The sequence below is a fragment of the Pseudomonas jinjuensis genome, assembly GCF_900103845.1.
In the GTDB taxonomy this organism is placed as follows: Bacteria; Pseudomonadota; Gammaproteobacteria; order Pseudomonadales; family Pseudomonadaceae; genus Pseudomonas; species Pseudomonas jinjuensis.
In genome coordinates this window covers 1-26678 of sequence record NZ_FNIJ01000014.1, presented here as the reverse complement: position 1 = coordinate 26678, position 26678 = coordinate 1, and the positions used below count along the sequence as shown (strand labels likewise).

Sequence of the window (26678 nt, the reverse complement as noted above, 5' to 3'; positions counted from 1 at the left end):
ATACCTTGATAGTAAAGGCAAGGATCGGATTCAGCCTTACATAACGGATGGAAGGCCGGGGTTTCGCCTCGTCATACTGTGCCCGTACAGAGGAGGCCCCAAGCATGAACGATCCGATCAAACGTGGAACCCTGGAAATGGTCGCCGCCATGCTGATCTGCGGGACCATCGGCTGGCTGGTGCTGATTTCCGGGCAAGCGGTGCTCGACGTGGTGTTCTGGCGCTGCGCCTTCGGCGCCGTGACCCTGCTGCTGGTCTGCGCCGCGCTCGGGCTGCTGCGCCCCGGCATTCTCGACCGCACCACCTTCCTCCTCGCCCTGCTCAGCGGCGTCTTCATCGTCGGCAACTGGCTGCTGCTGTTCGCCTCCTACCCGCGCGCGTCGATCTCCATCGGCACGGCGGTGTACAACGTGCAGCCGTTCATGCTGGTGCTGCTGGGGGCGATGTTCCTCGGCGAGAAGATCACCCTGCAGAAGATGGCCTGGCTGGGCGTTTCCTTCGCCGGCATGCTCGCCATCGTCAGTGCCCACGGCGACCACAGCGGCAGCGACTACCTCGGCGGCATCGCCCTGGCCCTCGGCGCGGCGCTGCTGTATGCGCTGGCGGCCTTGATCATCAAGCGCCTGGACGGCATCCCGCCGCACCTCATCGCGCTGATCCAGACCCTCACCGGCGTGGCGCTGCTGGCGCCCTGGGCGCACTTCTCGCCGCTGCCGCAGGACAGCACCGCCTGGGCCAGCCTGGGAACCCTGGGCATCGTGCATACCGGGCTGATGTACGTGCTGCTCTACGGCGCGATCCAGAAACTGCCGACCGCGCTGACCGGGGCGCTGTCGTTCATCTACCCGGTGGCGGCGATCTTCGTCGACTGGCTCGCCTTCGACCACCGCCTCAGCGCCCTGCAATGGCTGGGCGTGGCCGCCATCCTGCTGGCGGCGGCGGGGATGCAGCGGGGTTGGGGCAACAATCTGCGGCAGCATTCGCAGCGCTGGTGGCGGGCAATCAATTCGTGACGATGACGGCGGATAACGCTGACGCGTTATTCGCCCTACGCGCTCCGTCTTCCCCGCGAACGCGGGGATCCAATAAACCGGCGATGTTGTAGGAGCAACTGTCTTGGTATCTCAGTGCATTTTGTTCGCGAGCAAGGACTGGGCGTCCCCCTCGGTCCTACGACGAGCGGGAACGTACCTATAGGAGCAACTGTCTTCGCGCCATGGCCTAGCGCAGGTGTAGGGCGAATGAAGCGGAACGCTTCATCCGCCGACCAGGCCACGCCGATGGGATGGCGGATAGCGCTGGCGCGCTATGCGCCCTACGTGGCTGCTCATGGCCCGCTTGACGCCATACCTGTAGGAGCCAGGGGGACGCCTAGTTCTTGCTGGCGATCCAGGTTTTCCCTCAACGTCGGCGTGGAAGGAGAACACGGCAATCGCCAGCAAGCTGGCTCCTACAAGTTCTGTGCGTGCTTCAGGGGCGGCGCGACTCTGTGTAGGAGCGGGCCATGCCCGCGAACCAGAGCATGGCGATCGTTCCCACGCTCCCGCGTCGATGGGACGCGGAGCGTCCCGGGATGGGTTCCCACGCAGGAGCGTGGGAACCATGGCGGGATTACTTCTTCGCCTGCAGCGCCCGCGTCACGCGGGTCTGCATCTCGTAGGCCGGGCTTTCCACGGCGTCGAAGTCGCGGCTGTAGCGCGTGGCGAATTCCTTCACGCCCCATTGCTGGTACTGCTCGACGTGCTTCAGCTCGTGGGCCCAGAGCGGCAGGTTTTCCATGGCGTCGTTGAGGCTGCGGAAGACGATCACGTCCACCAGCGTCACCGCCTCGGTGTCCTGGTTGTGCATCACTGCGGCGCCGATGTTCAGCTCGTCGCCCTCGCCGACCTTGAAGCGCGCCGCGTCCAGCACCTGTTCGGAGAAGTACGGGCGCATCTGCTCGCGGATGTCCGCCGGGATCGGCTCGCTGCCTTCGCGCAGCGCCGTCTCGCGGGACTGGATCAGCCAGGTTTCCAGCGCGGAAGCGGCCATGCGCCCCATGTTCTCCTGGATATCGCCGAAGATCGGCCCGGGATCGGGCACGCACACGCAGTCGGCGATGCACACTTCATGCTGCCCCTGCGGGCAGGCCAGCAGGACGGGGGATACGGCCAGGGAAAGGAACAGCGCGGCGGCGCGGGACAGCAGGGGGATCGACATCAAAGACTCCGGACGGACGGCAGGGGCTATTCTCCCCCATCTGGCGCGGTTTGACGCTGGCCGCGCGCCAGCGTTCCCGTCGTCTTGTCAGCGGAGATTTCCCGCCCGCCGCGGTTCCTCAGCGCAGGTGCACGTAGGTGCCGGGCGCCGCCTCGGCCGCCGGATGGTTCCTGCAGCCCAGCTTGCGCGGCGCCTTGCGGGTTTCGCCGGAGCGCGCGTGCAGCCATTCCAGCCAGTGCGGCCACCAGGAACCGGCATGCTTGCTGCTGCCTGCCAGCCAGTCGCTGGCGTCGTCCGGCAGCTCGCCGTTGGTCATGAAGCGCGCCCTGGGGTTGCCCGGCGGGTTGAGGATGCTCTGGATGTGGCCGCTGCTGGACAGGACGAACTCGCATTTGCCGCCAAGCAGCTGCGCGGAGCGGTAGCAGGCGTCCCACTGGGTGATGTGGTCGGTCAACCCGGCCAGGCAGTAGAAGTCCTGGGTGACCCGGGAGAGGTCGATGGGCGTGCCGCAGACTTCCAGGGCGCCGGGGCGGGCCAGCGGGTTGCTCTGGTAGAAATCGATGAACTCCCCGTGCAGCGCCGCCGGCAACGAGGTGGTGTCGTTGTTCCAGTAGAGGATGTCGAACGCCGGCGGCTCCTTGCCGAGCAGGTAGTTGTTCACCCAGTAGTTCCAGATCAGGTCGTTCGGCCGCATCCAGGCGAACACCCGGGCCATGTCGCGGCCTTCCAGCACGCCGGCCTGGTAGGAACGGCGCCTGGCTGCCTCCAGGCTCTTCTCGTCGGCGAACAGGGTGACGTCGCCGTCCATCTCCCAGTCGAGCACGCTGACCATCTGGGTGAAGGCATTCACCTTCTTCTCGCCGAGGGCGGCGTAGTGGCCGAGCAGCGTGACCATGGTGATCGCCCCGGAACAGGCGCCGAGCAGGTTGAGGTCGTCGCTGCCGGTGATCGCCAGCACCACGTCGACGGCTTCCTTGAGCGCCTCGATGTAGGTGGAGAGGCCCCATTCGCGCTGCGCCGTGGTCGGGTTGCGCCAGCTCACGGCGAAGGCCTGCAGGCCGCTGCCCACGGCATAGCGGATCAGGCTCTTTTCCGGCGAGAGGTCGAACACGTAGTACTTGTTGATCTGCGGGGGCACCACCAGCAGCGGGCGCTGGTAGACGCTTTCGGTGAGCGGCTGGTACTGGATCAGCTCCAGCACTTCGTTGCGGAACACCACCGAGCCCTCGGTGGTGGCCAGGTTGCGGCCGACCTCGAAGGCCGTCTTGTCCACCTGGCTGGGCATGCCGCCGTTCTCGACCAGGTCCTTGACCAGTTGCGAGAGGCCGTCCAGCACGCTCTTGCCGCCGGTATCCAGCAGGCGCTTGAGCGCCGCCGGATTGGCCAGGGTGTTGGTCGGCGCCAGGGCGTCGGTCAGCAGGCCGACGAGGAACTGGCCGCGGCTGGCGTCCTGTTCGGACAGGTCGCTGCTGGCGACCCACTCGTTCAGCGAACGGGCCCAGGCCAGGTAGCCCTGCATGTAGCGGCGGTACAGCGGGTTGCTGCTCCAGGCCGGATCGCTGAAGCGCTTGTCGCCTGCCTCCGGCTGCAGTTCCGAGCCGCCCAGCAGCACGTTCTTCAGCTCGCCGCCCAGCGCCGCGGCATGCCTGGCGCTGTGCAGCGGCTGCACCAGGGCCTGGCGCAGGACCTTCCGGGCGCTGCTGAACAGGTCGCGGCGGTTCGGTCCGACAACCGGGTTCAGGGTCAGCGTGTGCTCGGCAGCTTGCCGGGAGAGTTCCTCGTCTTTCTTGCTCATCGTGACATCCATAACATCGTGCGAATCCCCGGCGGTGCCGGAGGGACTGGGCGAGGAAATGTATGGCCGGAAGGGCTGACTCCAGAAGCGCTCCAAAGTATGAATTCCGGTATGAATCCGGCGCCGCGCCTGTCTCAGCCGAAGCGCACGCAGTAGATCGGCGGCAGGTGCGCGGACAGGCAATGCCAGTCATCTCCGGCGTTTTCGCTGAGCCACAGGCCACCGGTGGTGGAGCCCATGGCCAGGCAGTCGCCTTCATGATCGACGTCCAGGCAGTGGCGATAGACCAGGTCGTAGGCCGGTGGCCGCGGCAATCCGGTGACGAGGCTTTCGAAGCTGGCGCCGCCATCGCGGGTGCGGGTGACGACGAAGTTGCCGTCCACCGGCACCCGGCATTCGTCCTTCACCGCCGGGACGAACCAGGCGGTATCCGGCTGCGTCGGATGCACGGCGACGGCGAAGCCGAAGCTCGACGGCTGCGCGCGCACGTCGTGCCAGTTCGCCCCGCCGTCGCGGGAGCTGAAGATGCCGTTGTGGTGCTGGACCCAGAGCACGTCCGGTTGCGCGGGACAGTGCACCATGCGGTGCGGGTCCTGGACGGCGCCCTCCTCGCGCAGCTCCGGCGGCATGTATTCGGCGTACATGCCCCTGGTCGTGCAGTCCCAGCTGGCGCCGCCGTCGCGGGTCTGCCAGACGCCGCCGGAGGACACCGCGAGCGTGACGTGACGGCTGTCGCGCGGATCGACGCTCACCGAGTGGATGCCCGGCCAGTCGTAGCCGCCACCGAACCAGCGGGCGCGCTCGGGACGGTCCCACAGCGGACGGTTCAGCTCCCAGCTGTCGCCGCCGTCGGCGCTGCGGAACAGCCCGCCGGGAATGGTCCCGGCCCAGAGCACGCCGGCCTCGTCCACCCCGCCGGTCTCCAGGCACCAGATCTGCTGGAGGCTCCAGGGCGCCTGCGGGGCGTCGCCTTCCTTCGCCGCGGGCAGCGGGTCGGGCTGCGGCGGATAGGCCGGCACGGCGCATTCCTGCCAGTCCTCCCCTGCCCTCTGGCGCCACAGCTTGACGCCGAAGTGGCCGAGGTTGAGCGCGGCATACAGGCTGCCGTCGCGCGGGTCGGGCAGCAGCATGCTCACCGGTTCGCCGAGGAAATCCCGGCGCGTCTCGCTCCAGCGGTTGTCCGCGCCGCGCTGGAAAGTGAACAGCCCCTTGCGGGTGCCCACCAGCAGTCGATCGTCCATAGCTAGCCTCCGGATAGCGCCTGCACGACGTAGACCTCGCTCCCGGCCTCGACCGGATCGCTCAGGCGGACGCGGTCGCGCATGCGCAAACCATCGATGAAGATCACCAGGTGCCGGCGCAGCCCGCCCTGGTCGTCGAGGATGTAGCCACGCAGGCGCGGCTCGCGTGCGAACACCGCCTCCAGCGCGTCGCCGACCGTGCGCGCCTGCACCTCCTGCTCCTCGCAGGGGACGTGGCGCTGGATCGATGGGGCGAAGACGACACGGGGCATGGGCGAACGGCGCTCGTGGAAAAACCTTTCCAGTCTAGTCGTCCGGCACCACGCTCCATCGACAGCATTCGGTTTCGAACTGGCTCAACCAAAGGTCGTAAAAATCGCATTTAACGTATCCATTCCCCTGTGCCAGTCTGTCCGGCATCTTCGGCCACGGCAGTTTCCATGCCCCTCCTCCCCGCGCTCGCCAGCATCGCCACCGCTGCCGCCCCCAAGGCCGCCGCACCGGTCCGCCTGCCGCGCCAGCGCACGCGCCGAAGCGCACCGACTCTTCCTCTCGAACTGGCCTTCTGGGCGCTGTGGCACTGCCGCCATGCGCGTCCGCCGGATGTTTCCCTGCGCTGACCGCATCGAAACCGGCGCCGGCTGAACCGGCGCACTCCGACTTTCGCCGTCGCCGCGCACTGCTGCGCGCCGCATCCGGCGCCTATCGAGAACGACAATGAACTTCGCCTCCGTGCAGGAAGGCCGGGATTTCCTGGCGCACAACCCCGATATCGAACTGATCGAACTCTTCATCCTCGACGCCAACGGCGTGCCGCGCGGCAAGCTGCTGCACCGCGAGGAACTGCTGGCGGTGTACCAATCCGGCAGGCCGCTGCCGAGCACCATCCTCGGCCTGACCATGAACGGCGACGACGTGGAGGACTCCGGACTGGTGTGGGACGTTGGCGATATCGACTGCCGCGCCTACCCGCTGCCCGGCAGCCTGGTGCGCCTGCCCTGGCGGCGGATTCCCACCGCCGCGGTGCAGGTCAGCATGCATCCCGAAGAGGGCAAGCCGGCGGATATCGCCGACCCGCGCCATGTGCTGGTCAGGGTGATCGACCAGTTGAAAGCCGACGGCTTCCACCCGGTGATGGCCTGCGAGCTGGAGTTCTACCTGCTCGACGCCCAGCGCGACGCCAACGGCCGCCCGCAACCGGCGCTGGATGCCGACGGCGGCCGGCCGCGCAGCACACAGGTCTATGGCCTGCGCGAACTGGAACAGATCGAGCCGTTCCTCGCCGATCTCTATGCCGCCTGCAAGGCCCAGGGCATTCCGGCGCGCACGGCGATTTCCGAGTACGCGCCGGGCCAGGTGGAAATCACCCTGGAACATGGCGATGTCCTCGAAGCCATGGACCAGGCGGTACGCTACAAGCGACTGGTAAAGGGCGTGGCGCACAGGCACGGAATGCAGGCGTGCTTCATGGCCAAGCCCTTCTCCGATCTGGCCGGCACCGGCATGCACATGCACGTCTCGCTGGCCGATGCAGAGGGTCGCAACCTGTTCGCCAGCGACCTGGTTGATATCAAGAGCGGGGCGGGCACCCCCCTGCTGCGCCAGTCAGTCGGCGGCATGCTCGCCAGCCTGCTCGACTCGCTGCTGCTGTTCTGCCCCAACGCCAACTCCTACCGGCGCTTCCAGGCCAACAGCTACGCACCGCTGGCGCCGACCTGGGGCGTCGACAACCGCACCGTGTCGCTGCGCGTGCCCGGCGGTCCCGCCAGCAGCCGGCATATCGAACACCGCATCTGCGGCGCCGACGCCAATCCCTATCTGGCTGCTGCGGCGATCCTCGCCGGCATCCATCGCGGCATCCGCCAGAACCTCGATCCCGGCGCCCCGGTGGAAGGCAACGGTTATGCCCAGGCGAAAGAACGTCTGCCCACCGACTGGCTGACCGCCCTGTGCGCGCTGGAGCATTCCAGCTGGGCGCGGGACGCCTTCGGGCCGGAGTTCCTCGGCGTGTACCTGGCGGTGAAGCGCGAGGAGTATCGCCAGTTCATGGGCGAGGTCGGGGAGCAGGACTGGCGGTGGTATCTGACGCAAGCCTGAAGTGATGGAGCCGCCGGTTCCAATCCCCGCCCCATACGTAACAGGACAACAAAGAATGAACGCCCCACTCAAACCCGTGCCCGCCCCCGAGCGTGCGCCCTCCTACTACTCCGCCAGCCTCAACGAGGAAACCAGCTACCCCACCCTGCAGGGCGAGGTGAACGTCGACATCGCCATCATCGGCGGCGGCTTCACCGGCGTCGCCACGGCGGTCGAGCTGGCCGAGCGCGGCTACAAGGTCGCGATCGTCGAGACCAACAAGGTCGGCTGGGGCGCCAGCGGGCGCAACGGCGGCCAGGTCACCGGCAGCCTTTCCGGCGACAGCGCCATGCGCAAGCAGATGAGCCAGTGGCTGGGCGATGACGTCGACGACTTCATCTGGCAGCTGCGCTGGCGCGGGCACGACATCATCAGGAATCGCGTGGAGAAATACGGCATCCGCTGCGACCTGAAGTTCGGCCACCTGCACGCGGCGATGAAGCCGACGCACATGGACGAGCTGAAGGCCTCCTGTGAGGAAGCCCAGCGCCGCGGCATGGGCGATCAGGTCACCCTGCTCGACGCCGCCGGCGTGCGCGCGCACCTGGACACGGACATCTACTGCGGAGCGCTGAAGAACACCCGCAACATGCACCTGCACCCGCTCAACCTGTGCATCGGCGAGGCGAAGGCCGCGGCCAGCCTCGGCGCGCTGATCTTCGAGCACTCCGAGGTGCTGGACATCGTCCACGGCGAGCGCCCGGCGGTGGTCACGGCGCAGGGCCGGGTCAATGCCAGCCAGGTGCTGCTGGCCGGCGACGTCTACCACAAGCTGGAACGCAAAAAGCTCAAGGGCATGATCTTCCCGGCCATGGGCGGCATCGTCACGACCAGGCCGCTGGGCGAGCTGGCGCAGCGGATCAACCCGCAGGACCTCGCCGTGTACGACTGCCGCTTCGTCCTCGACTACTACCGCCTGACCGGCGACGGCCGCCTGCTGTTCGGCGGCGGCGCCAACTACTCCGGGCGCGATTCGCGGGACATCGCCGGCGAACTGCGGCCGTGCATCGAGCGCACCTTCCCGGCGCTCAAGGGCGTGGAGATCGAGTTCCAGTGGAGCTGCGCCATGGGCATCGTGATGAACCGCATCCCGCAGCTCGGCAAGCTGTCGAGCAACGTCTGGTACTGCCAGGGCTACTCCGGCCACGGCGTGGCGACCACCCACATCATGGGCGAGATCATGGCCACGGCGATGGCAGGCGACCTGGAGAAGTTCGACACCTTCGCCCAGTGCAAACACATCAAGGTGCCGCTGGGTGACGTGTTCGGCAACCCGATGCTGGCGGCGGGGATGTGGTACTACCAGATGCTGGAAAAGCTGCGCTGAGCGAACCGCCATTCTTTCGCGAGCAAGCTCGCTCCTACGCCGAGCGGCGTGTTTCCTGTAGGAGCGAGCTTGCTCGCGAACCCTTGCAGGAGCGGCCCATGCCCGCGACCAACCGCGCTGTCGCGGGCATGGCCCGCTCCTACGGTTTGCTACCCCGGAGCGCCGGTCGTACCCTGCCCGCGTCCTTCCCGCCGAGCGACGCCATGATCAGCCTCCGCCACATCGAAGTCTTCCGCGCCGTGATGACCACCGGCAGCGTCACCCGCGCCGCGCTCTACCTGAACACCAGCCAGCCCACGGTCAGCCGCGAGCTGGCGCGGCTGGAGCAACTGGTCGGCTTCGAGCTGTTCCGCCGCGAGCGCGGCCGGCTGGCGCCGACGGCACGGGCGCTGATGCTGTTCGAGGAGGTGGAGCGCGCCTTCACCGGGCTGGACCGCATCGTCGCCTACGCCGGCACGCTCGGCCAGTTCGCCGAGGGGCGCTTCTCGGTCGGCTGCCTGCCGGCCTTTTCCCAGGCGCTGCTGCCGGCGGCGTGCAAGCGCTTCAGCCTGGAGAACCCGAACATCGGCATCGAGGTCGCCGCGCTGGAATCGCCGCGCCTGGAGGAACAGCTCAGCGCCCAGCGCCACGACATCGGCCTAACCGAACACGGCGAGGCGCCGCGCGGCTGCGAATTGCAGCCATTGCTGCGGGTGGACGAGGTCTGCGTGCTGGCCGACGGGCATCCGCTGCTGCAACACCGGCGGCTGGCAGCGGCGCACTTCCGCGGCGAGGCGTTCGTCAGCCTGGCCGCCGGCGACCGCTACCGGCAACTGATCGACGGGGTGTTCCAGGTGGCCGGCGTCGAGCGCCACCTGCGGGTCGAGACCGACAGCGCGGTGTCGGTGTGCAGCATGGTCAAGGCCGGGCTGGGCGTCGCCATCGTCAATCCGATCACTGCGCTGCTGTTCCAGGGCCAGGGCCTGCACATCCGCCCGCTGGAGTTCTCGCTGCCCTTCGAAGTGAACCTGGTGATGCCGCTGTACCGGCCGCAGACGCCGCTGCGCGAGCGTTTCATCGGCGCGCTGACGGGCGAGATCGAAGCCCTGAGCGGGCGGCTGCAGGTCCTGGGCGCGACCTGCACATATCAGATATGAATAGACCCAGGAAGAGCAGGCATTAACAGCTCCTTCCACGGCCGGGTTAGACTAGCGGCATCTAGCTTTGGAGCCTATTCATGAAAAGCCTTCCCCTGCCCTGCGCCACGGATCTCGCCCAGCGCTTCGGCACTCCGCTGTGGATCTACGACGCCGCCGTCATCCGCGCGCAGATCGCCCGCCTGCAGCGCTTCGACACCATCCGCTTCGCCCAGAAGGCCTGCTCCAACCTGCACATCCTGCGCCTGATGCGCGAACAGGGAGTGAAGGTCGACGCGGTTTCCCAGGGCGAGCTGCTGCGCGCGCTGGCCGCCGGCTACTCCTGCCGCGAGAACGCCGCGGACATCGTCTACACCGCCGACCTGCTCGACCGCGCCAGCCTGGCGGCGGTGATCGAGCACCAGGTGCCGGTCAACGCCGGCTCCATCGACATGCTCCACCAGCTCGGCGAGCAGGCGCCCGGCCATGCGGTGTGGCTGCGCATCAACCCCGGCTTCGGCCACGGCCACAGCAACAAGACCAACACCGGCGGCGAGCACAGCAAGCACGGCATCTGGCACGCCGACCTGCCCAAGGCGCTGGCGGCGATCCGCGAACACGGCCTGCGCCTGGTCGGCCTGCACATGCACATCGGCTCCGGCGTGGATTACGCGCACCTGGCCGAAGTCGGCAACGCCATGCTCGGACTGGTCCGCGAAGTGAAGGCCGCAGGTCATGATCTGAGCGCGCTGTCGGCGGGCGGCGGTCTGTCGATTCCCTATCGCGACGGCGATCCGGAAGTCGATACCGGGCACTATTTCGAGCTGTGGGATTCCACCCGCAAGGCCGCCGAGGAACTGCTCGGCCACCCGCTGCACCTGGAAATCGAGCCGGGCCGCTACCTGGTCGCCGAGGCCGGCTGCCTGCTCAGCGAGGTGCGCGCGACCAAGGATGTCGGCCGCAACCACTTCGTGCTGATCGACGCCGGCTTCAACGAACTGATGCGCCCGTCGATGTACGGCAGCTACCACGGCATCAGCCTGCTCGCCGCCGACGCCGCCTCGCGCAAGACCATCGACAGCGTGGTGGCCGGTCCGCTGTGCGAATCCGGCGACGTGTTCACCCAGGGCGAAGGCGGCAGGGTGATCCCGCGCAGCCTGCCCAAGGCGCAGGTAGGCGACCTGCTGCTGATCCACGACACCGGCGCCTATGGCGCGTCCATGTCGTCGAACTACAACAGCCGGCCGCTGATTCCGGAGGTATTGCTGGATGGCGAGGAGGTACGGCTGATCCGCCGCCGGCAGCGCGTCGAGGAATTGCTGGCGCTGGAGCTGGATGGCGTCTGAGGTTCATTGCGGCGGGTTGCACCCGCCCCTGGGTCGCGGGCATGGCCCGCTCCTACGGCAGCTGCATGGGTATCGCTTCGCTCAACCCATCCTACGGCGGTAACCGTAGGGCGCATGACGCGCCAGCGTCATCCGCCGTTTGCACGCAAGAGCTGAGGTGTCCTGTGGCGGGTTGCCCCGCTCTTGGGTCGCGGGCATGGCCCGCTCCTACAGGTGGCGCCGCGATTTTTTGTAGGAGCGGGCCATGCCCGCGACCTTCCCGTCAGCTACGCCGTCAATGCTGCCGCTCCGGCCGCACCAGCCCCAGCTTCTCGATCTTGTAGCGCAGCATGTCGCGGGTCAGGCCGAGCAGGCGGGCGGATTTGGTGACGTTCCAGTCGGTCTTGTCGAGCATGCGGATGACCATGTCGCGCTCGACGTCCGGCAGTTTCATGTTGCCCATGTCCATCGGCGTCTCGGCGTGGGCCGGGCGTTCGAAGGGGTGCGGGTCGGCGGTCCGGTGCGGCTCGTCCACCAGCCCGGGGCAGATGTTCAGCTGGCTCGGCTGGATCTCGTTGCTCTGCGCCAGCAGCACGGTCTGTTCGAGCATGTTGCGCATCTCGCGCACGTTGCCCGGCCAGCTGTAGCCGAGCAGCAGTTCCTCGGCCTCGGGGCTGAAGCGCAGGTCCGGCTTGCCGTAGCGCTTGCCGTGGTGGCCGAGGAAATGCCGGGCCAGCAGCAGGATGTCGTCGCCGCGCATGTACAGGCGCGGCACCTTGATGCCGATGATGCGCAGGCGGAAGAACAGGTCGCGGCGGAACTTGCCCTGCTGGACCATCTGTTCGAGGTTGCAGTTGGTGGCGCTGATGATGCGCAGGTCGACCTTGCGTTCCTTCACCGAGCCGATGCGGCGGATGGTGCGGTCTTCCAGCAGCTTGAGCAGCTTGGCCTGCAGCACCAGGTCCATCTCGCCGATCTCGTCGAGGAACAGGGTGCCGCCGTCGGCCGCTTCCACCAGGCCGACGCGGCGTTCCTTGGCATCGGTGAAGGCGCCCTTCTCGTGGCCGAACAGTTCGGCTTCCAGCAGGTTGGACGGGATCGAGGCGCAGTTGACCTCGACGAACGGGCCCTTGCTGCGCGCGCCGTCGAAATGCAGGGCGCGGGCGATCAGTTCCTTGCCGGTGCCGGTTTCCCCCTCGATCAGCACCGGCGGCAGGTCGTTGCTGGTCATCCGCCGCTCGGCGTCGAGGATCTGCATGATCACGCTCTTCAGCCCGCGCATCGCCGTCGATTCGCCGATCAGCGCCTGCAGGCCGGAGGATTGCGCCTCGCGTTCCTGGTAGTAGGACAGCTTGCGCTCCATGCGCTCGGCGGCCAGCGCCTTCTCCAGCAGCACCTTGAGCTCGGACAGCGCCACCGGCTTGGTCAGGTAGTGGAAGGCGCCCTCCTTCATCGCCGACACGGCATCCTCGACGTTGCCGTAGCCGGTCATCATGATCAGCTTGAGCGCCGGGTCGCTGGCGCTGAGCTTCTGGATCAGCTCATGGCCGCTCATCCCGGGCAGGGAATTGTCCGTGAGGACCACGTCGGGGCGGAAAGTCTTCAGCTGCTCCAGCGCGTCTTCCGCCGAATGGCAGGCGACCACCTCGAAGTCCTTGCGCTCGAGGTAGGTCTGGATGTTCTCCGCCAGCAGTTTGTCGTCTTCAACCAACAGGATGCTGTGTTCCATACTCCCCACCCTCGGCAATCTTGAATTCCAGGTTCACACGGGTTCCCTCGTGTTCGCGGCTGGTCAGGCTCACCCTTCCGCCGAATCGTTCCATGATCCGCTTGACCAACGTCAGGCCAACTCCCAGGCCGCCCTGCTTGGTAGTAAAGAACGGTTTGAACACCATTGCCTGCTGCTGCTGCGTCATGCCCTTGCCGGTATCGCTCAGGCTCAGCATCAGCGTCTGCCCGTCCGGCTCCCGCTGGATGTCGACGGTCAGGGTGCCGCCGCCGGACATCGCCTCCAGGGCGTTGGCAGTCAGGCTGTTGAGCACCTGCGAGAGCAGCATCCGCTGGCTCACCACGCAAGGCGCCTGGCGGTTGCCGAACTCGATGCGGACATCGTTCTGCCTGATCTGCTGCTCGTAGGAGTGCAGCACCTCGTCGACGATGCCGACCACGTCCACCGCCTCGGACTCCCCGCTCAGCGGGCGCGAGGAGATCAGCAATTCGCGTACCCATTTCGACATGCGGTCGACCTGGCTGATGATGTCGCCGATGTTCTTCTGCACCGGCTTGTCCACCAGCTCCAGCGCCAGTTCCGCGCTGGAACGGATGGTCGCCAGCGGGTTGCGCAGGCTGTGCGCCACCGCCGAGGACATTTCGCCGAGGATGACGTAGGTCTCGTTGGTCAGCAGCTGCTTCTGCTGCGAATCGAGCAGCCTGGCGGCGCGGCGGACGATCCAGAACAGGGCGAAGTAGATCAGCGTGCCGCCCAGGGCCGCGGCCATCCAGATCACCTTGTAGCCGCGCTCCATCCGTTCGATCAGGTCGCGCGGCTCCTTGTAGATCTCGACGATGGCCAGCACGTGGTCCTCGTCGGCGTCGAACAGCGGGATGTAGTTCTCGATGAACAGGTCTTCCGGCGGGTGCAGGAATTCCTGCTCCTCGCGCTCCTCGTCGATCTTGTGGTAGCTGGAGGCGACGCGCACCTTGGCGCTGAACGACTGCTCCAGCTCCTCGTCGCCGAGCACCGCCTTGCCCACCAGGTCCGGATTGGTCGACCAGATGATCACCCGGTCCGGCGCGTAGATGTTCACCAGCAGCGCGTCGGGAAGACGACCGATATGGTCGAGGAATTCTTCCCGCGCCTGCGCCGCCACCTCGGACGGTACGCCGGGAAGATCGAGGGGTTTGCGGGTATCGAGGAATTCGCCCATGGTGCGGCGGGTGGAGACGTTCGCGTGATGCACTTCCGTGGCGGCGATCGTCTGGATGAACTGCGCCGTCAGCATCGCATCCCGTTCGACGCTTTCGTTGACCACGAAGCGGATCGAGACGACACCAAGACAAAAGGTCACAGTGGCAATGATGATAAGGCTGACGAGAGAAAACCACCGAAGCAGGTTGAACTGCCTGTTAGGACTTTGCTCTTGCACTGCCTCCCTTTCTTTTTGCCCCTGAGATAGCACGCCCTTCAACGGCAGTATCTGCATGTCGGATTTCCTATCCGCTTTATTTCTTTTGTGGTTATAGCCCACGTGCCTGTGGGAATTTAAATCACGAATCGTGCTTAGGATCGTCCTGATAGTAATTCGCCGGCATTACCGATTCTGACGTCAATCTTCCGCCCTCCACGGAAGAATTCGTACAAGGATTATTGCCACTTTCTGAAGGATTTCCTCCCGTTCGGGGATTTTTTTGGCAGCCGGGGCAACTTCGCCCTTTCCGGGCTCCTGCGTGGGATGCATCAACGGACGCGCAAAACGCCGATCCCGCGAAGAACGACCCTGCAGGCATACGCATCCCCCACCACCCCCACTTCCACCCCCGCCATTCCCCACATTCGGGGCACCCGGAAATCTCCCCAACCCTGGGTGCCCAGCCCAACCCCCACCGTTCCCCGGACCACCCGAGAGCCGCTGAAACCCGCGCGAATCATGGGCTGCAGGCCAATGTCAAGGTGCTGGCACGCTTGTTGCCGATATCCCATCAGCTCCGTTCGACCGAGCTGATTTCCCAGCCAGCGTCTTTTCGTGAGGACTGAATCATGCACAACAGATTGACCCTACTGGCAAGCTCGATACTGCTTGCGTCAATCAGTGGAGGTGCGGCGCAGGCAGCACTCTACGCCGTAGCCCCAGCCCCGGCCGAAGGAGATCTCAGTACCGGCGGCTATGCCCCCTGGTATCAGGATACGCACGGTCGAATCCTGGACCTCTGCCAAAGCAAGGCCCTCAGCTCCCGTGCTCCCGGTACGGCCGCCGCCCCCGGGTACATGTGCATCCTCAACCCCGCCCCGGGTGAATTCGATCCCGCCCAGCCGATGGTCTTCCCCGACAACTGGCCGGACGAAACCTTCTGGTTCACCGCGGACGCAGCCATCACCGATGCCGCCAGCGGTATCGATCTCGGCTACGTTTCGGCCATCGAAGCGGCCTTCAACGGCGACGTCGCCGATGGCAACCAGGTGAGCTTCGCGCGCATCCGCATCCGCGTCGACGTACCGGTCGCCGGGGTATACACCGTGACCCACCCGTACGGGGTCGAGGTCTTCAACGTCACCCCGGAAGAGTTCACCGACACCGGCGGCGACCGCGCGATCAACATGACCCGCGACATCGGCATCGGCACCCCGCGGATCGACTACACCGGCGCGCTGAAGGGCGACATCGGCCCGTTCCTGCGCAGCCTCAACGGCCCCTATACCGAGATCAACCCGGTAACCCAGCAGGCCGAGAAGTTCATCGGCGACCCGAACATCGAGGAAGCGGTCACCGGCAGCCCGTTCAATACCAACTACGTGCGCATCCAGGGCCCCAACGGCATCGACCTGCGCACCGACCTGTTCGCCGTCTCCGGCAAGCTCTCCAGCGTCGATCTCCCCGCCCCGGTCCTGGTCCAGCGCGCCACCTACTCGCGGACCAGCAGCGACGGCGCGGTGGTGGCGCAGCAGGACGTGTTCGCCATGGCGCCGCCGCCTCCCGGCACGGCCAGCTTCCTCGACAGCGCCGGCACGCCGGTGACCATGACCGAAGCCAACTCCACCGGCAGCTGGTACGGACAGTCGGCAGTCGACCCGACGCTGCCGGTGAGCCTGCCGGTAACCGCGGACAACCACCTGGCAATCCCCACCGCTCTTCCGCCGACCACGGTGCAGGCCCCGTTGACCGACCTGGTCACCATCACCCGGGCCGAATACAGCCTCGGCAGCGGCCAGCTGAGCATCGATGCCTCGACCAGCGACCGCACTGCGCCACCGACCCTGACCGCCTACGCCGGCGCGAGCGGCGCACTGATTGGCGAACTCGCCGGCGGCGCCGACAAGAGCATGTCGCCCGGTGTCGGTCCAGTGCCTCCGGCAAGCGTCCGGGTGACCTCGGCGAACGGCGGCAGCGATACAGAAGAAGTGGTCATCGTCCAGTGACCGTTCGAATTCGGTTCAAGAGCCAGGAGGCATCATGAACAAGTTGCCAAGTTTCATGTTCAACGCGCTGGGCCTGTCCATAGCCATGGCGGGCGGTGCGCACGCTGCACTGCAGGATTTCGACCGCGGTCCCTACACCCTCGCCACCGGCCGGTTCCCCATGTGGTACCAGGACTTCAACGGGGTGACGCTGGAGCTCTGCCTGTCCAAGGCAGTCAGTTCCCGCGCTCCGGGCACCGCGGCTGCGCCCGGGCACATGTGCACCATTCCCGCGGAAGGCGGCTTCAACCCGCTCGAACCCATCATCTTCCCCAACAACTGGCCGGGCGAGAGCTTCTGGTTCACTGCCGATGCCAGCCTCGGCGACCGCGACACCTTGGGTATCGAGCAGTATGTCGCCGCGCTGGAAGCGGTTGCCGGCGAAGGGGAGATCATCGACGGCGAGCAGCACAACTTCGCCCGCATCCGTATTCGCGCCTCGGTGCCGACCCCCGGCATGTATACCGTCCGCCATCCCTACGGCACCAACGTCTACGCCGTCGCCGGCACCGGCCGGCGGGCGATCAACGACACCAGCGACGTCGGCATCGCCACCCTCAACTACACCGGTGCCCTGAACGGAGCTCTCGGCCCGTTCCTCTACAGTGCCAGCGCTCCCAACGTCGTGCTCGACGAAGCCGGCCAGGAAGTGACGCGCTACTACACCGAGACCAACCCGGAAACCGGATTGGTGGAGCAGTTCATCGGCGACCCGAACATCGAGGAACAGGTGAAGGGCAGTCCGATCCTCGACCCCCAGGGCAATCCGCAGAACTACCTGGAGATTTCCGGTCCGGGAGGCACGCTGCGCACCGACCTGTTCGCCCTCTCCGGGAAGATCTACGACAACCGCACGCAAACCCCGGTCGAGGTCGAGCGCGTCACCTACCAGCGTGACGGCAGCGGCTCGCGCGTGGAAGTGTTCGCCAACTCGCTGCGCACCAACCCGACGACCCAGTTGCCGGAACCGGCCGCATCGAGCGTGTGCTACCGCCTCAGCCTGACCCTGGTCGGCACCCCGCCGGGGCCGTGCCTGCCGGGCGCGAACCTGACGCCGGACAACAACGGCTACTTCTACACCACCTTCACCACCGCCGGTGCCCCGCCGGAAGTCGTGGTGATGACCGCCAGCGAAACGGGCGGAGCGAACAAGCCGACCACGGTCTCGCGCACGCCGGTCGACGTGGTGAAGATCAGCACGGCGAGCTACGACTGGGCCAACCACCGGCTGACCATCACCGCCAGCTCCAGCGACAAGGTCACCAATCCCTCGCTCGTCGCCCAGGGCTTCGGCCCGCTGCCCGGCAACGGAACCCTGGTGGTGAACGACGTGCCCCAGCCGCCGGAAAGCATCGTGGTGAAATCGGCTGCCGGCGGTTCGGACAGCGAACCGGTGGTGGTGGCTGGTGCCGCCGAAGCTCCGGCCGACAACCAGAAGCCGCTCGCAGTGGCCGACGTCGCCAGCACCAGCTCCGGCGTGCCGGTCACCATCAACGTGCTGGCCAACGACAGCGACCCGGACGACGACACCCCGCTGGCCATCGACAGCTTCGTGCCGCCGGCAGCCGGCCAGGGCACCGTGGCGCTCAACGGCACCACCAGCCTGGTGTACACGCCGCCGGCCACCAACGTGCCGCTGGAAGCGGTGTTCACCTACAAGGCCAAGGACAGCAAGGGGCTCGCCTCGGACCCGGTGACGGTCACCGTCAGCGTCAGTCCGAACCAGCCGCCGGTGGCAGTGAACGACACCGCCCTCACCCTGGGCGTGCCGGTCACCATCGCCGTGCTGGCCAACGACGCCGATCCGGAAAACAACCTGCCGCTCGCCATCGCCAGCGTCACCCAGCCCGCCACGGGCCAGGGCACTGTCGCAGCGAACGCCGACGGCACCGTCACCTACACGCCTCCGGCCAACTTCACCGGCACCATCACCCCGACCTTCACCTACCTGGTGCGGGACTCCCTGGGTGCGGTTTCGGTGACCCCCGGCAGCGTCACGGTGACCGTGCAGCAGCGGCCGGTGGCCAACGAGAACCTCACCGTCGCCAACGCTGAACTCCAGGCCCGCTCGAACAACCGCTGGACCTGGAGCCTGGACGGCACCTCGAACCTGACCAACGCCAACACCGTGACCATCCAGGTGACCAGCAGTACCGGCACCGTGACCCTGGGCACGGCGCCGGTGGCGGCCAACGGCCGGTGGCGGTTCACCCTGAACAACAGCAACATCGCGCCCGCCGCGAACCCGACAGCGACCATCCGCTCGTCGTTCGGCACGGAGCGCACCGTACCAGTGGTACAGACCCGGTAATGACGCGGTGCCCCGCCTCCCTCCGGGGAGGCGGGGGTGACGAAGGGCAACGGACAAGGCCCCCCGATATGCAGTATCCGGCACAGGCTATTCGACTCATCGCACGACTGACCTTCAGTCTGCTGTTCGGCCTCCTCAGCCCCTGGGCGATGGCCGATGACCTGATGGACAACGGCGACCTGGCGAGCTTCGGCGAACTGGACGACGTCGTGCTGCTGGTACCGGCGCGGGTGGCGGATGGACAACAGGCGAACATCGGCCAGACCGGGCAGGCGAATGTCGCCGTGATCGGACAGCAGGGAAGTTCGCTGCTCGGCCAGATCGTACAGGCGGGCAGCAACCAGGAGGCTTTCATCCTCCAGGAAGGCATCAACCAGATCGCCTTCATCAGTCAGGAGGGGGATGGCAACCAGGCGAACATCGTGCAACGGGGCGCCAACAACCGCGCCCAGATCAGCCAGAACGGCTACCAGAACTACGCCCTCATCGAGCAGGCGGGGCAAGGGCTGGCAGCCAGCGTAAGCCAGGTCGGCAGTGGCATGCGCATAGAGATCCGCCAACGCCAATGAGACATCGTCTGCCGACATACGAGGGAGTGCATCCCGGAGGCATCGAAATGTTCAAGCTCACGCCCCTAGCTGCAGTAATCAGGAGGCCGTCATTCACCAGGAAGGCGCCGACAGGATGGCCATCGCCAGCAGGGAGGGACAAGGCAGGAAGCAAGCGAACGAAATGACGCGCGGTTCGCCGAACCGCATCCGGATCAGCCACAACGGCAGCCGGGGAGAAGCCCGCCACAGACCACCCGGGCGACCCTTCCGGCGCCAGCGCAAGCCCCGGCCTGCGCATTGAAATTCGCCAAGCCAACGCAATGGAGGCCTGCACGAGCAGGCCGCCCAGGACACGTGCATCCAGGAGGCAACATCATGTTCAAGCTTACCCCCCTCGCATCGGCAGTACTGTTCGTGGCAGCAACGAATGTCATGGCCGCGGACAGCGTGACCAACCAGCTCCAGGTCGGCGACGAGAACAATGCCGAAACCTTCCAGTCGCTGAACACCGGCGACAGCACCATCAACCAGAACCAGAACGGCACCCTGCTCGGCGCCTATGCCGACCAGTCGCTGGAAAACGCCAGCACCATCAACCAGACCCAGACCGGTCAGTACCAGGACATGCTCGGCAGCCAGTCGTTCGGCAGCGGCAACCTGATCCAGCAGACCCAGGCCGACGAATTCAACGGCTCCTACGTGTTCCAGACCGACCAGACCGGCAGCAAGGCGTTCACCAACCAGTCCGGCATCAATCACTACGCCTGGATCGGCCAGGACTTCCTCGGCGGCGGCAACACGGCCACCATCGAACAGACGGGCGACGGCAACTCGGCGGCGATCGACCAGGTCGAGCAAACCGACAGCACGGCCTCCATCTACCAGGCCGACACCGTCAACGAGGCGAACGTCTGGCAGGCCACCGGCAGCGACAGTCACACCACCGTGTACCAGGGCGGCGACCTCAACTACGTGCAGACCTACCAGGACAGCCAGTTCGGCAGCGACATCATGGTCGTCCAGTCGGGTACCTGGCAGTTCGTCGGCGTCGACCAGACCAGCCTGGACGGCACCGGCGCGGACAACAGCGTGTCGATAGCCCAGACCGGCGCCAACAACGCCGCCTACGCCGACCAGTTCAACAGCTCCAGCGCCAGCCTGAACCTGGCGGTCCAGGGCGACGACAACCGCCACCTGACCTACCAGGAGGGTACCGGCCACAGCCTGACCATCACCACCGTCGGCGACCGCAACAAGGTGGACATGAGCAACTGGGACGGCACCAACCTCTCCGGCGATTTCCGCGAAGGCGGCCAGTTCGGCGAAGGACATAGCGCGGCCATCGGCCAGGAAGGCAACGACAACATCGCCAACCTGACCCAGAAGGGTATCGGCCAGACCGCCGAGCTGAGCCAGGTCGGCGACTTCAACGATGCCACCGTCAGCCAGGCCGACTCGAACAACGAGCTGTATTTCGAGCAGAACGGCAGCGACAACATCCTCGTCGCCACCCAGAGCGGCAGCGACAACATCGCCATGGGCGGAAGCTACGGCACCGAAAACACCGCGGACATCACCCAGTCCGGCATCACCAACCTGGCCTACGTGCTGCAGAGCGGTTCCCTCAACAGCGCGAGGGTCGACCAGAGCGGAGCCAATGGCGTGGCCAATATCCAGCAATCGGGTAATTCCAACATCGCCGTGGTTACCCAGCAGTAATTCCCCCTTTTGCCGCTGTCGCCACACCCCCGGCGGCAGCGGTATTTTTTTCACCATGTCCAATCTTTTCCCCGCATTGCTCCTGGCCGGCCTGGTTCCGGTCAGCCCCAGCCTCGACCTGCAGCCGACCGACGCCGGCGGCCTCGCCGTGCGCCTGTGCTTCCAGGGCGACGGCCAGCAGGTGCGCTTCGACCTGAACCTCGAATCCCGCGGCCAGGGCGGCCGCGCCCGATCACGCCAGAGCGGCGGCCTGACCGCCGCGCAGGAGCGGCATTGCCCGGTGCGCCTGCAGGTCGGCGCCGGCAACAGCGAGGAAATCCGCGCGAGGTTGAGGTGGTGGGTGGATGGGGTCGAGCAGGAGCCGATCGAGCGGACGTTGCATCGGCTCTGAGGGGGGGACCATTTCATGGTTCCCACTTCAGGAACGCGGGAGCGTCGAGAGCGGCATTCCCACGCAGGAACGTGGGAACGATGGTGGTTGCCCCGTGTAGGAGCGCACCTGGGCGCGACCGGTCGCGGGCATGGCCCGCTCCTACGGAGGATGTCCTCCGGGTCCCGCCGACGCCAATAAATCAGCAATCGGTCAGGCGCAGGAAAATCTCCACCAGCCGCTCGACACCCGCCTGGTCCTCCGCGCTGAAGCGTCCGGTGCGCGGGCTATCCAGGTCCAGCACGCCGATCAGCCGGCCCTCCTTCACCAGCGGCACCACCAGCTCGCTGCTGGAGGCGCTATCGCAGGCGATATGTCCGGGGAAGGCGTGCACGTCCTCGACCCGCTGGGTCTCCCGGGTACGTGCCGCGGCGCCGCACACGCCCCTGGCGAAGGGAATGCGCACGCAGGCGACCTTGCCCTGGAACGGCCCGAGCACCAACTCCTCGTCGCGGTTGAGATAGAAGCCGGCCCAGTTCAGGTCGCCCAGCTCGTGATAAAGGAAGGCGGAGAACTGCGCCGCGTTGGCGATGAAGTCGCGCTCGTCGGCGAACAGCGCCTCCACCTGCGCCGCCAGCAGCCCGTAGCCGTCCAGGCCTTCGCCGGCCTTGTCCAGATCGATCATGCCTGCGCTCCCTCCAGCAACTGGCGGCCGACCCACTGGCGGGCGAACTGGTAGGCGCAGCGGCCGTTGCGGTTGCCGCGCTGCGAGGCCCAGCGGATCGCCTCCTTCTCCAGCTCCTCGCTCCAGTTCCAGGCCAGCCCGTTCTTCGCCGCCAGCACCTCGACCCAGTGGCGCACGACGTCGAGGAAATGCTCCTGGGTGAAGGGATAGAAGGACAGCCACAGGCCGAAGCGGTCGGACAGGGCGATCTTGTCCTCCACCGCCTCGCTCGGATGCACTTCGCCGTCGACCAGCGCCCAGTCGAGGTTGTCGCTCTCCTTCTCCGGCACCAGGTGGCGGCGGTTGGAGGTGGCGTAGAGCAGGACGTTGTCCGGCGCCTGTTCCAGCGAGCCGTCCAGCACGCTCTTCAGCACCCGGTAGTCGTCCTCGCCGGCGCTGAAGGAAAGGTCGTCGCAGAACAGCACGAAGCGCTGCGGCAGACCGCGCAACTGTTCGACCACCCGCGGCAGGTCGGCCAGGTGATCGCGCTCGATCTCGATCAGGCGCAGGCCGACGCTCGCCAGTTCGGCGAGCAGCGCGCGCACCAGCGAGGACTTGCCGGTCCCGCGGGCGCCCCACAGCAGCGCGTGGTTGGCCGGCTGGCCGGCGACGAACTGGCGGGTGTTGCGGGTCAGCTGCTCGCGCTGGCGGTCGACGCCGAGCAGGTCGTCCAGGCGCAGGTCGAGGTTCACATCCACCACCTGCAGGTAACCGCTGCGCCCGTCGCGGTGCCAGCGCGCCGCCAGCGACTGGTCCCAGTCGATGGGCGCGCGGGGCGCCGGCAGCAGAGGTTCCAGGCGCGCCAGCACGCCTTCGGCGCGGGCGAGAAAATCGTTCAGACGGGAATCCACGGTGCTCTCCAGAAATCAGAAAGTTTCGGCCGCCGGGGAAGGTCCCGGCGGCTGCCGACAGGCGGTCGGTATGGGCTATGCTACGCGGCACTTCAGGCCGCCCCGAGACGACGCCCCGTCCCCATGGATATAGCGCTCACCCACCGCCTCTCGTTCAAGCAGGCGGGTCTTACCGTACTGGTGGCGTTCATCCTGGGCACGCTGCTCAGCGTCATCCAGGTGGGCGTCGATTATGCCAGCCAGGACGCCTCCATCAACCGCGAAGTACGCGCGCTGCTGGATGTCAGCCACAACCCGGCGGCACGCATCGCCTACAACATCGACACCGAACTGGCGCGGGAACTGGTGGCCGGCCTGCTGCGCTCGCCGGCGGTGATCAACGCGGAAATCGTCGACAACGCCGGCACCGTCCTCGCCAACGCCAGCCGCGGCAGCAACGAGAGCAACCTGCGCGGCGTCAGCGACTTCCTGTTCGGCCACATGCGCGTCTACGAGGAACCGCTGTACCTGGAGCACGCCACCGGCGAGGCGCTGGGCACCCTGCGCCTGAAGATCGACACCTTCGTCTTCGGCAACGACTTCCTCCGTCGCGCCGGCATGACCTTCATCTCCGGCGTCGTGCGCAGCCTGCTGCTCTCGCTGATCCTGCTGGTGCTGTTCTACATCCTGCTGACCAAGCCGCTGGTGAGCCTGATCGACTCGCTCAGCCGGCAGGACCCGCGCTCGCCCTCGCGCAACGCCCTGCCCTGCCCGCGCGGCCACGAGCATGACGAGATCGGCGTGCTGACCGAGGTCACCAACCACCAACTCAGCCGCATCGCCATGGAGATGCAGCAGCGGCGCGAGGCCGAAGACCGCCTGACCCAGTACCTGGAGGAGCTGGAAAACATCGTCGCCGCGCGCACCGCCGAGCTGAAGGCGGCCAACACCCGCCTGCTGCAGTCCAACCGGGACCTCGACCAGGCGCGCCGGACCGCGCTGGACATGGCGCAGACCCGCGCCACCTTCCTCGCCAGCATGAGCCACGAGATCCGCACGCCGCTCAACGGCCTGCTCGGCATGCTCGGCCTCGCCCTCGACGGCCCGCTGGGCCCGGAACAGCGCCAGCAGCTGTCCATCGCCCACGACTCGGGCAAGGTGCTGGTCAAGCTGCTCAACGATGTGCTCGACCTGTCGAAATTCGAAGCCGGCCAGTTCGAGCTGGAGAAGATTCCCTTCGACCTCGGCACGCTGATCGAGGACACCGCCAGCCTGCTGTCGCAGAACGCCGCGCCGGGAGTGGAGCTGACCTGCCTGGTCAGCCCGCGGCTGCCGGCACAGGTGGCCGGCGATCCGACCCGGGTGCGCCAGGTGGTCAGCAACCTGTTGTCCAATGCCCTCAAGTTCACCCGCGCGGGCCGGGTGGACGTACGCGTCGAGCCGGCGGCCGGTAGCGTGCGCATCAGCGTCCGCGACACCGGCATCGGCATTCCCGAGGAATCCCGCCAGCGCATCTTCCAGCCGTTCGCCCAGGCCGACGCCGGGATCACCCGGCAGTTCGGCGGAACAGGGCTGGGCCTGGCGCTCACGCGCAAGCTCTGCGAAGTCATGCAGGGCGAGCTGAAGGTCGAGTCCCAGCCCGGCCGGGGCAGCGAATTCAGCGTCGGCCTGCCGCTGGAAAGCCTCGCTCCCGCAGCCGTGGCGGAACCGCTCGGCGGCCGTCTGGTCGCCCAGTGCGCCGCGGACAGCGGCCTGGCCGAGCTGCTGGCAACCTGGGCACCCTGCTGGGGCCTCGACTATCGGCGCCTGGATATCGGCGACAGCCCGGATCCCGGCGAGCTGGACGTGGCGCTCTCCGACCAGCCGCAATGCCTGGCCGGATTGCGCCGGCACGGCGCCACGCCGGCACTGCTGGTGGCGGCCTATGGCAGCTTCCTCGAACCGGAGCAGGCCCGGCAGCTGGCGCCGCTCTGGCAACTGGCGCGGCCGCTGAGCCGGACCAAGCTCTACCAGGCGCTGCAGGAAGCGCTGGCGATACGCCCCGCGCCGCGACCCGCCAGCCCGCCGCCGCAGCCACGGCAGCATGTCGCCCGGGTGCTGCTGGCGGAGGACAATCCGGTCAACCAACTGGTGGCCAGGGGCATGCTGCAGAAGCTCGGCTGCCAGGTGCACATCGCCGGCAACGGCGAACGGGCGCTGGAAATTCTCGCCGAACAGCCGATCGACCTGCTGCTGATGGACTGCAACATGCCGGTCCTCGACGGCTACGAAACCACCCGGCGGATTCGCGCCAGCTGCCGCTGGCCGGACCTGCCGATCATCGCCCTGACCGCCAACGTCCTGCCCGAGGAGCGCGAGCGCTGCCGGGCGGCGGGCATGGACGACTTCCTCGCCAAGCCGTTCCACCGCGACGAACTGGTCGCCCTCCTCGACCGCTGGGCAGCGCGCAAGGTCAGCGGCTGAGCGCGCCGCCGTCCAGCGCCAGCAACTGCTCCAGCAGGGCACCCAGCCGCTCGTGCAACTCGCCGAGGGCGGAGGCGTCCAGCCCGCTCTCGCAGAGCAGGCGCTCACGCAGCGGCAGCGCCTGTTCGCGCAGCGCCTGGCCGGCCGGCGTCAGGCACAGGTGCACTTCCCGCTCGTCATGGCGGGCACGGCGGCGCGTCACCAGGCCAAGCTGTTCCAGGCGCTTGAGCAAGGGCGTGAGGGTGCCGGAATCGAGCATCAGCCGCTCGCCCAGCGCCTTCACCGTCGGCTGCTCCGGCGGCTGCGCCTGCCACTCCCAGAGCACCAGCATCGCCAGGTACTGCGGGTAGGTCAGGCCGAGCGCATCGAGCATCGGCCGGTAGCCACGGATGACCGCCCGCGACGCGGCGTAGAGACGGAAGCACAGCTGGTCGTCCAGCAGCAGCGTCGGCTCGGCGGGCAGTTGGCGGGGCTCCTGGTTCATTTCAGCAGCGCTTCGATCTCCGAGATCATGTGTTCCGGCTTGGTCAGCGGGGCGAAGCGCTTGACCACCGTGCCGTCCTCGCCGATCAGGAACTTGGTGAAGTTCCACTTGATGCGCTGGCTGCCCAGCGCCCCGGGGGCGCGCTTCTTCAGCTGCACATAGAGCGGATGGGCGTTGTCGCCGTTGACCTCGATCTTGCGGAACAGCGGGAAGCTGACGCCGAAGTTGAGCTCGCAGAACTGCGAGATTTCCTTCTCGTTGCCCGGCTCCTGCTTGCCGAACTGGTTGCAGGGGAAGCCGAGCACCACCAGCCCCTGGTCCCTGTACTTGCGCCAGATGCTTTCCAGACCCTTGTACTGCGGGGTGAAGCCGCACTGGCTGGCGGTGTTTACCACCAGCAGGGCCTTGGCGCCGAAATCGGCGAGGGTTTTCTGCTCGCCCTTGATGGTGGTGCAGGGAATGTTCAGCAGTGCATCGCTCATGGGACACGGCTCCGGCGGAAAGTGGGATTCGAAGAATAGCGATCAATTCAATTGCACACAATTCAATTGATCGCGAATCACCCTGCAGGAATGAGCACGCCGGCGCAGCCTGTAGGAGCAACTGTCTTCTGGTTTCCCGCGTCCGCGGGACAGCGCTTGCGCTGAACGCACTTCAGTGCGGCCCGAAGGGCGAGCGCAGCGAGTAATGACGGATTTCTCGGGTAACTCCGTGCGACTCCCAACCCCCGTCGTCCTCGCGAACGCGGGGATCCAATGGGCCGTGTAGGAGCGGGCCATGCCCGCGAATCGCGCGCATGGCGCGCTTCTACCGGTCGGGGTACGGCTCTGTTTTCGTAGGAGCCAGCTTGCTGGCGATCAATTGGTTTCCCTGTGCACAGCGTTGCCGGCTGATACCTCGGATCGCCAGCAAGCT

22 protein-coding genes are annotated in these 26678 nt (G+C 66.8%); 12 read left to right on the top strand and 10 right to left on the bottom strand.

Annotated features, from left to right (window positions below; all coding sequences use genetic code 11):
• The first annotated feature begins 104 nt into the window (after positions 1 to 104).
• Positions 105 to 1013: a DMT family transporter gene (locus tag BLR75_RS18960; RefSeq protein ID WP_084312154.1), complete on the top strand. Its 909-nt coding sequence runs from the start codon at positions 105 to 107 to the stop codon at positions 1011 to 1013.
• Positions 1014 to 1611: 598 nt separating this feature from the next.
• Here the strand turns inward: BLR75_RS18960 and BLR75_RS18955 are convergent.
• The 4 genes from BLR75_RS18955 to BLR75_RS18940 all read right to left on the bottom strand — a co-directional run bounded on the left by BLR75_RS18955 (position 1612) and on the right by BLR75_RS18940 (position 5507).
• Entirely contained in the window at positions 1612 to 2199 is a 588-nt protein-coding gene (locus BLR75_RS18955; RefSeq protein ID WP_084312152.1) for an eCIS core domain-containing protein, read from the bottom strand.
• Positions 2200 to 2317: 118 nt separating this feature from the next.
• Complete coding sequence (phaC, locus tag BLR75_RS18950) at positions 2318 to 3994, bottom strand: class II poly(R)-hydroxyalkanoic acid synthase (RefSeq protein WP_084312150.1); 1677 nt, start codon at positions 3992 to 3994, stop codon at positions 2318 to 2320.
• A gap of 134 nt (positions 3995 to 4128) precedes the next feature.
• On the bottom strand, positions 4129 to 5235 hold the full coding sequence (locus BLR75_RS18945; protein WP_084312148.1) for a WD40/YVTN/BNR-like repeat-containing protein: 1107 nt from the start codon (positions 5233 to 5235) through the stop codon (positions 4129 to 4131).
• 2 nt (positions 5236 to 5237) lie between these two features.
• Complete coding sequence (locus BLR75_RS18940) at positions 5238 to 5507, bottom strand: MoaD/ThiS family protein (RefSeq protein ID WP_084312146.1); 270 nt, start codon at positions 5505 to 5507, stop codon at positions 5238 to 5240.
• Positions 5508 to 5675: 168 nt separating this feature from the next.
• Between BLR75_RS18940 and BLR75_RS18935 the strand changes: the two genes are divergently transcribed.
• The 5 genes from BLR75_RS18935 to lysA all read left to right on the top strand — a co-directional run bounded on the left by BLR75_RS18935 (position 5676) and on the right by lysA (position 11159).
• Complete coding sequence (locus BLR75_RS18935; protein ID WP_084312144.1) at positions 5676 to 5855, top strand: hypothetical protein; 180 nt, start codon at positions 5676 to 5678, stop codon at positions 5853 to 5855.
• A gap of 97 nt (positions 5856 to 5952) precedes the next feature.
• Positions 5953 to 7332: a glutamine synthetase family protein gene (locus tag BLR75_RS18930; RefSeq protein WP_084312142.1), complete on the top strand. Its 1380-nt coding sequence runs from the start codon at positions 5953 to 5955 to the stop codon at positions 7330 to 7332.
• Positions 7333 to 7387: 55 nt separating this feature from the next.
• A complete protein-coding gene (locus BLR75_RS18925) occupies positions 7388 to 8698 on the top strand; it encodes an NAD(P)/FAD-dependent oxidoreductase (protein WP_084312140.1) in 1311 nt (436 codons plus the stop codon).
• Positions 8699 to 8901: 203 nt separating this feature from the next.
• Positions 8902 to 9834 carry a LysR family transcriptional regulator gene (locus BLR75_RS18920; RefSeq protein WP_084312413.1) on the top strand — a complete coding sequence of 311 codons (933 nt, stop codon included), beginning with the start codon at positions 8902 to 8904 and terminating at the stop codon, positions 9832 to 9834.
• Positions 9835 to 9914: 80 nt separating this feature from the next.
• Positions 9915 to 11159 (top strand): diaminopimelate decarboxylase, encoded by a 1245-nt coding sequence (gene lysA, locus BLR75_RS18915; protein WP_084312138.1) that lies wholly within the window; start codon positions 9915 to 9917, stop codon positions 11157 to 11159.
• A gap of 274 nt (positions 11160 to 11433) precedes the next feature.
• Here the strand turns inward: lysA and BLR75_RS18910 are convergent, their stop codons facing one another.
• Together BLR75_RS18910 and BLR75_RS18905 are read right to left on the bottom strand one after the other, a co-directional pair.
• Positions 11434 to 12867, bottom strand: a complete 1434-nt coding sequence (locus BLR75_RS18910) for a sigma-54-dependent transcriptional regulator (protein WP_084312136.1) — start codon at positions 12865 to 12867, stop codon at positions 11434 to 11436.
• Positions 12842 to 14341 carry a sensor histidine kinase gene (locus BLR75_RS18905; protein ID WP_084312134.1) on the bottom strand — a complete coding sequence of 500 codons (1500 nt, stop codon included), beginning with the start codon at positions 14339 to 14341 and terminating at the stop codon, positions 12842 to 12844. Before BLR75_RS18905 ends, BLR75_RS18910 begins: the two co-directional genes overlap by 26 nt.
• A gap of 554 nt (positions 14342 to 14895) precedes the next feature.
• Between BLR75_RS18905 and BLR75_RS18895 the strand changes: the two genes are divergently transcribed.
• The 5 genes from BLR75_RS18895 (at position 14896) to BLR75_RS18875 (ending at position 21283) form a co-directional block, all read left to right on the top strand.
• Positions 14896 to 16272: a hypothetical protein gene (locus tag BLR75_RS18895; protein ID WP_084312130.1), complete on the top strand. Its 1377-nt coding sequence runs from the start codon at positions 14896 to 14898 to the stop codon at positions 16270 to 16272.
• Between the two features lie 34 nt (positions 16273 to 16306).
• Positions 16307 to 18622 carry an Ig-like domain-containing protein gene (locus BLR75_RS18890; RefSeq protein WP_084312128.1) on the top strand — a complete coding sequence of 772 codons (2316 nt, stop codon included), beginning with the start codon at positions 16307 to 16309 and terminating at the stop codon, positions 18620 to 18622.
• A gap of 68 nt (positions 18623 to 18690) precedes the next feature.
• Positions 18691 to 19191 carry a hypothetical protein gene (locus BLR75_RS18885; RefSeq protein WP_090416125.1) on the top strand — a complete coding sequence of 167 codons (501 nt, stop codon included), beginning with the start codon at positions 18691 to 18693 and terminating at the stop codon, positions 19189 to 19191.
• Positions 19192 to 19548: 357 nt separating this feature from the next.
• Entirely contained in the window at positions 19549 to 20892 is a 1344-nt protein-coding gene (locus BLR75_RS18880; protein WP_084312126.1) for a hypothetical protein, read from the top strand.
• Positions 20893 to 20947: 55 nt separating this feature from the next.
• Positions 20948 to 21283, top strand: coding sequence for a hypothetical protein (locus BLR75_RS18875; RefSeq protein WP_139207044.1), 336 nt, complete (start codon positions 20948 to 20950; stop codon positions 21281 to 21283).
• Between the two features lie 181 nt (positions 21284 to 21464).
• Here the strand turns inward: BLR75_RS18875 and BLR75_RS18870 are convergent, their stop codons facing one another.
• Entirely contained in the window at positions 21465 to 21947 is a 483-nt protein-coding gene (locus tag BLR75_RS18870; RefSeq protein ID WP_084312122.1) for a GAF domain-containing protein, read from the bottom strand.
• Complete coding sequence (locus tag BLR75_RS18865; RefSeq protein ID WP_084312121.1) at positions 21944 to 22837, bottom strand: ATP-binding protein; 894 nt, start codon at positions 22835 to 22837, stop codon at positions 21944 to 21946. Before BLR75_RS18865 ends, BLR75_RS18870 begins: the two co-directional genes overlap by 4 nt.
• 123 nt (positions 22838 to 22960) lie before the next feature.
• Between BLR75_RS18865 and BLR75_RS18860 the strand changes: the two genes are divergently transcribed.
• Entirely contained in the window at positions 22961 to 25279 is a 2319-nt protein-coding gene (locus BLR75_RS18860; RefSeq protein ID WP_084312119.1) for a hybrid sensor histidine kinase/response regulator, read from the top strand.
• Here BLR75_RS18860 and BLR75_RS18855 read toward each other — a convergent pair.
• Positions 25269 to 25763, bottom strand: a complete 495-nt coding sequence (locus BLR75_RS18855; RefSeq protein WP_084312117.1) for a MarR family winged helix-turn-helix transcriptional regulator — start codon at positions 25761 to 25763, stop codon at positions 25269 to 25271. The two genes, BLR75_RS18860 and BLR75_RS18855, sit on opposite strands and share 11 nt — an antisense overlap.
• A complete protein-coding gene (locus BLR75_RS18850; RefSeq protein WP_090416124.1) occupies positions 25760 to 26245 on the bottom strand; it encodes a glutathione peroxidase in 486 nt (161 codons plus the stop codon). Before BLR75_RS18850 ends, BLR75_RS18855 begins: the two co-directional genes overlap by 4 nt.
• Positions 26246 to 26678 lie beyond the last annotated feature (433 nt).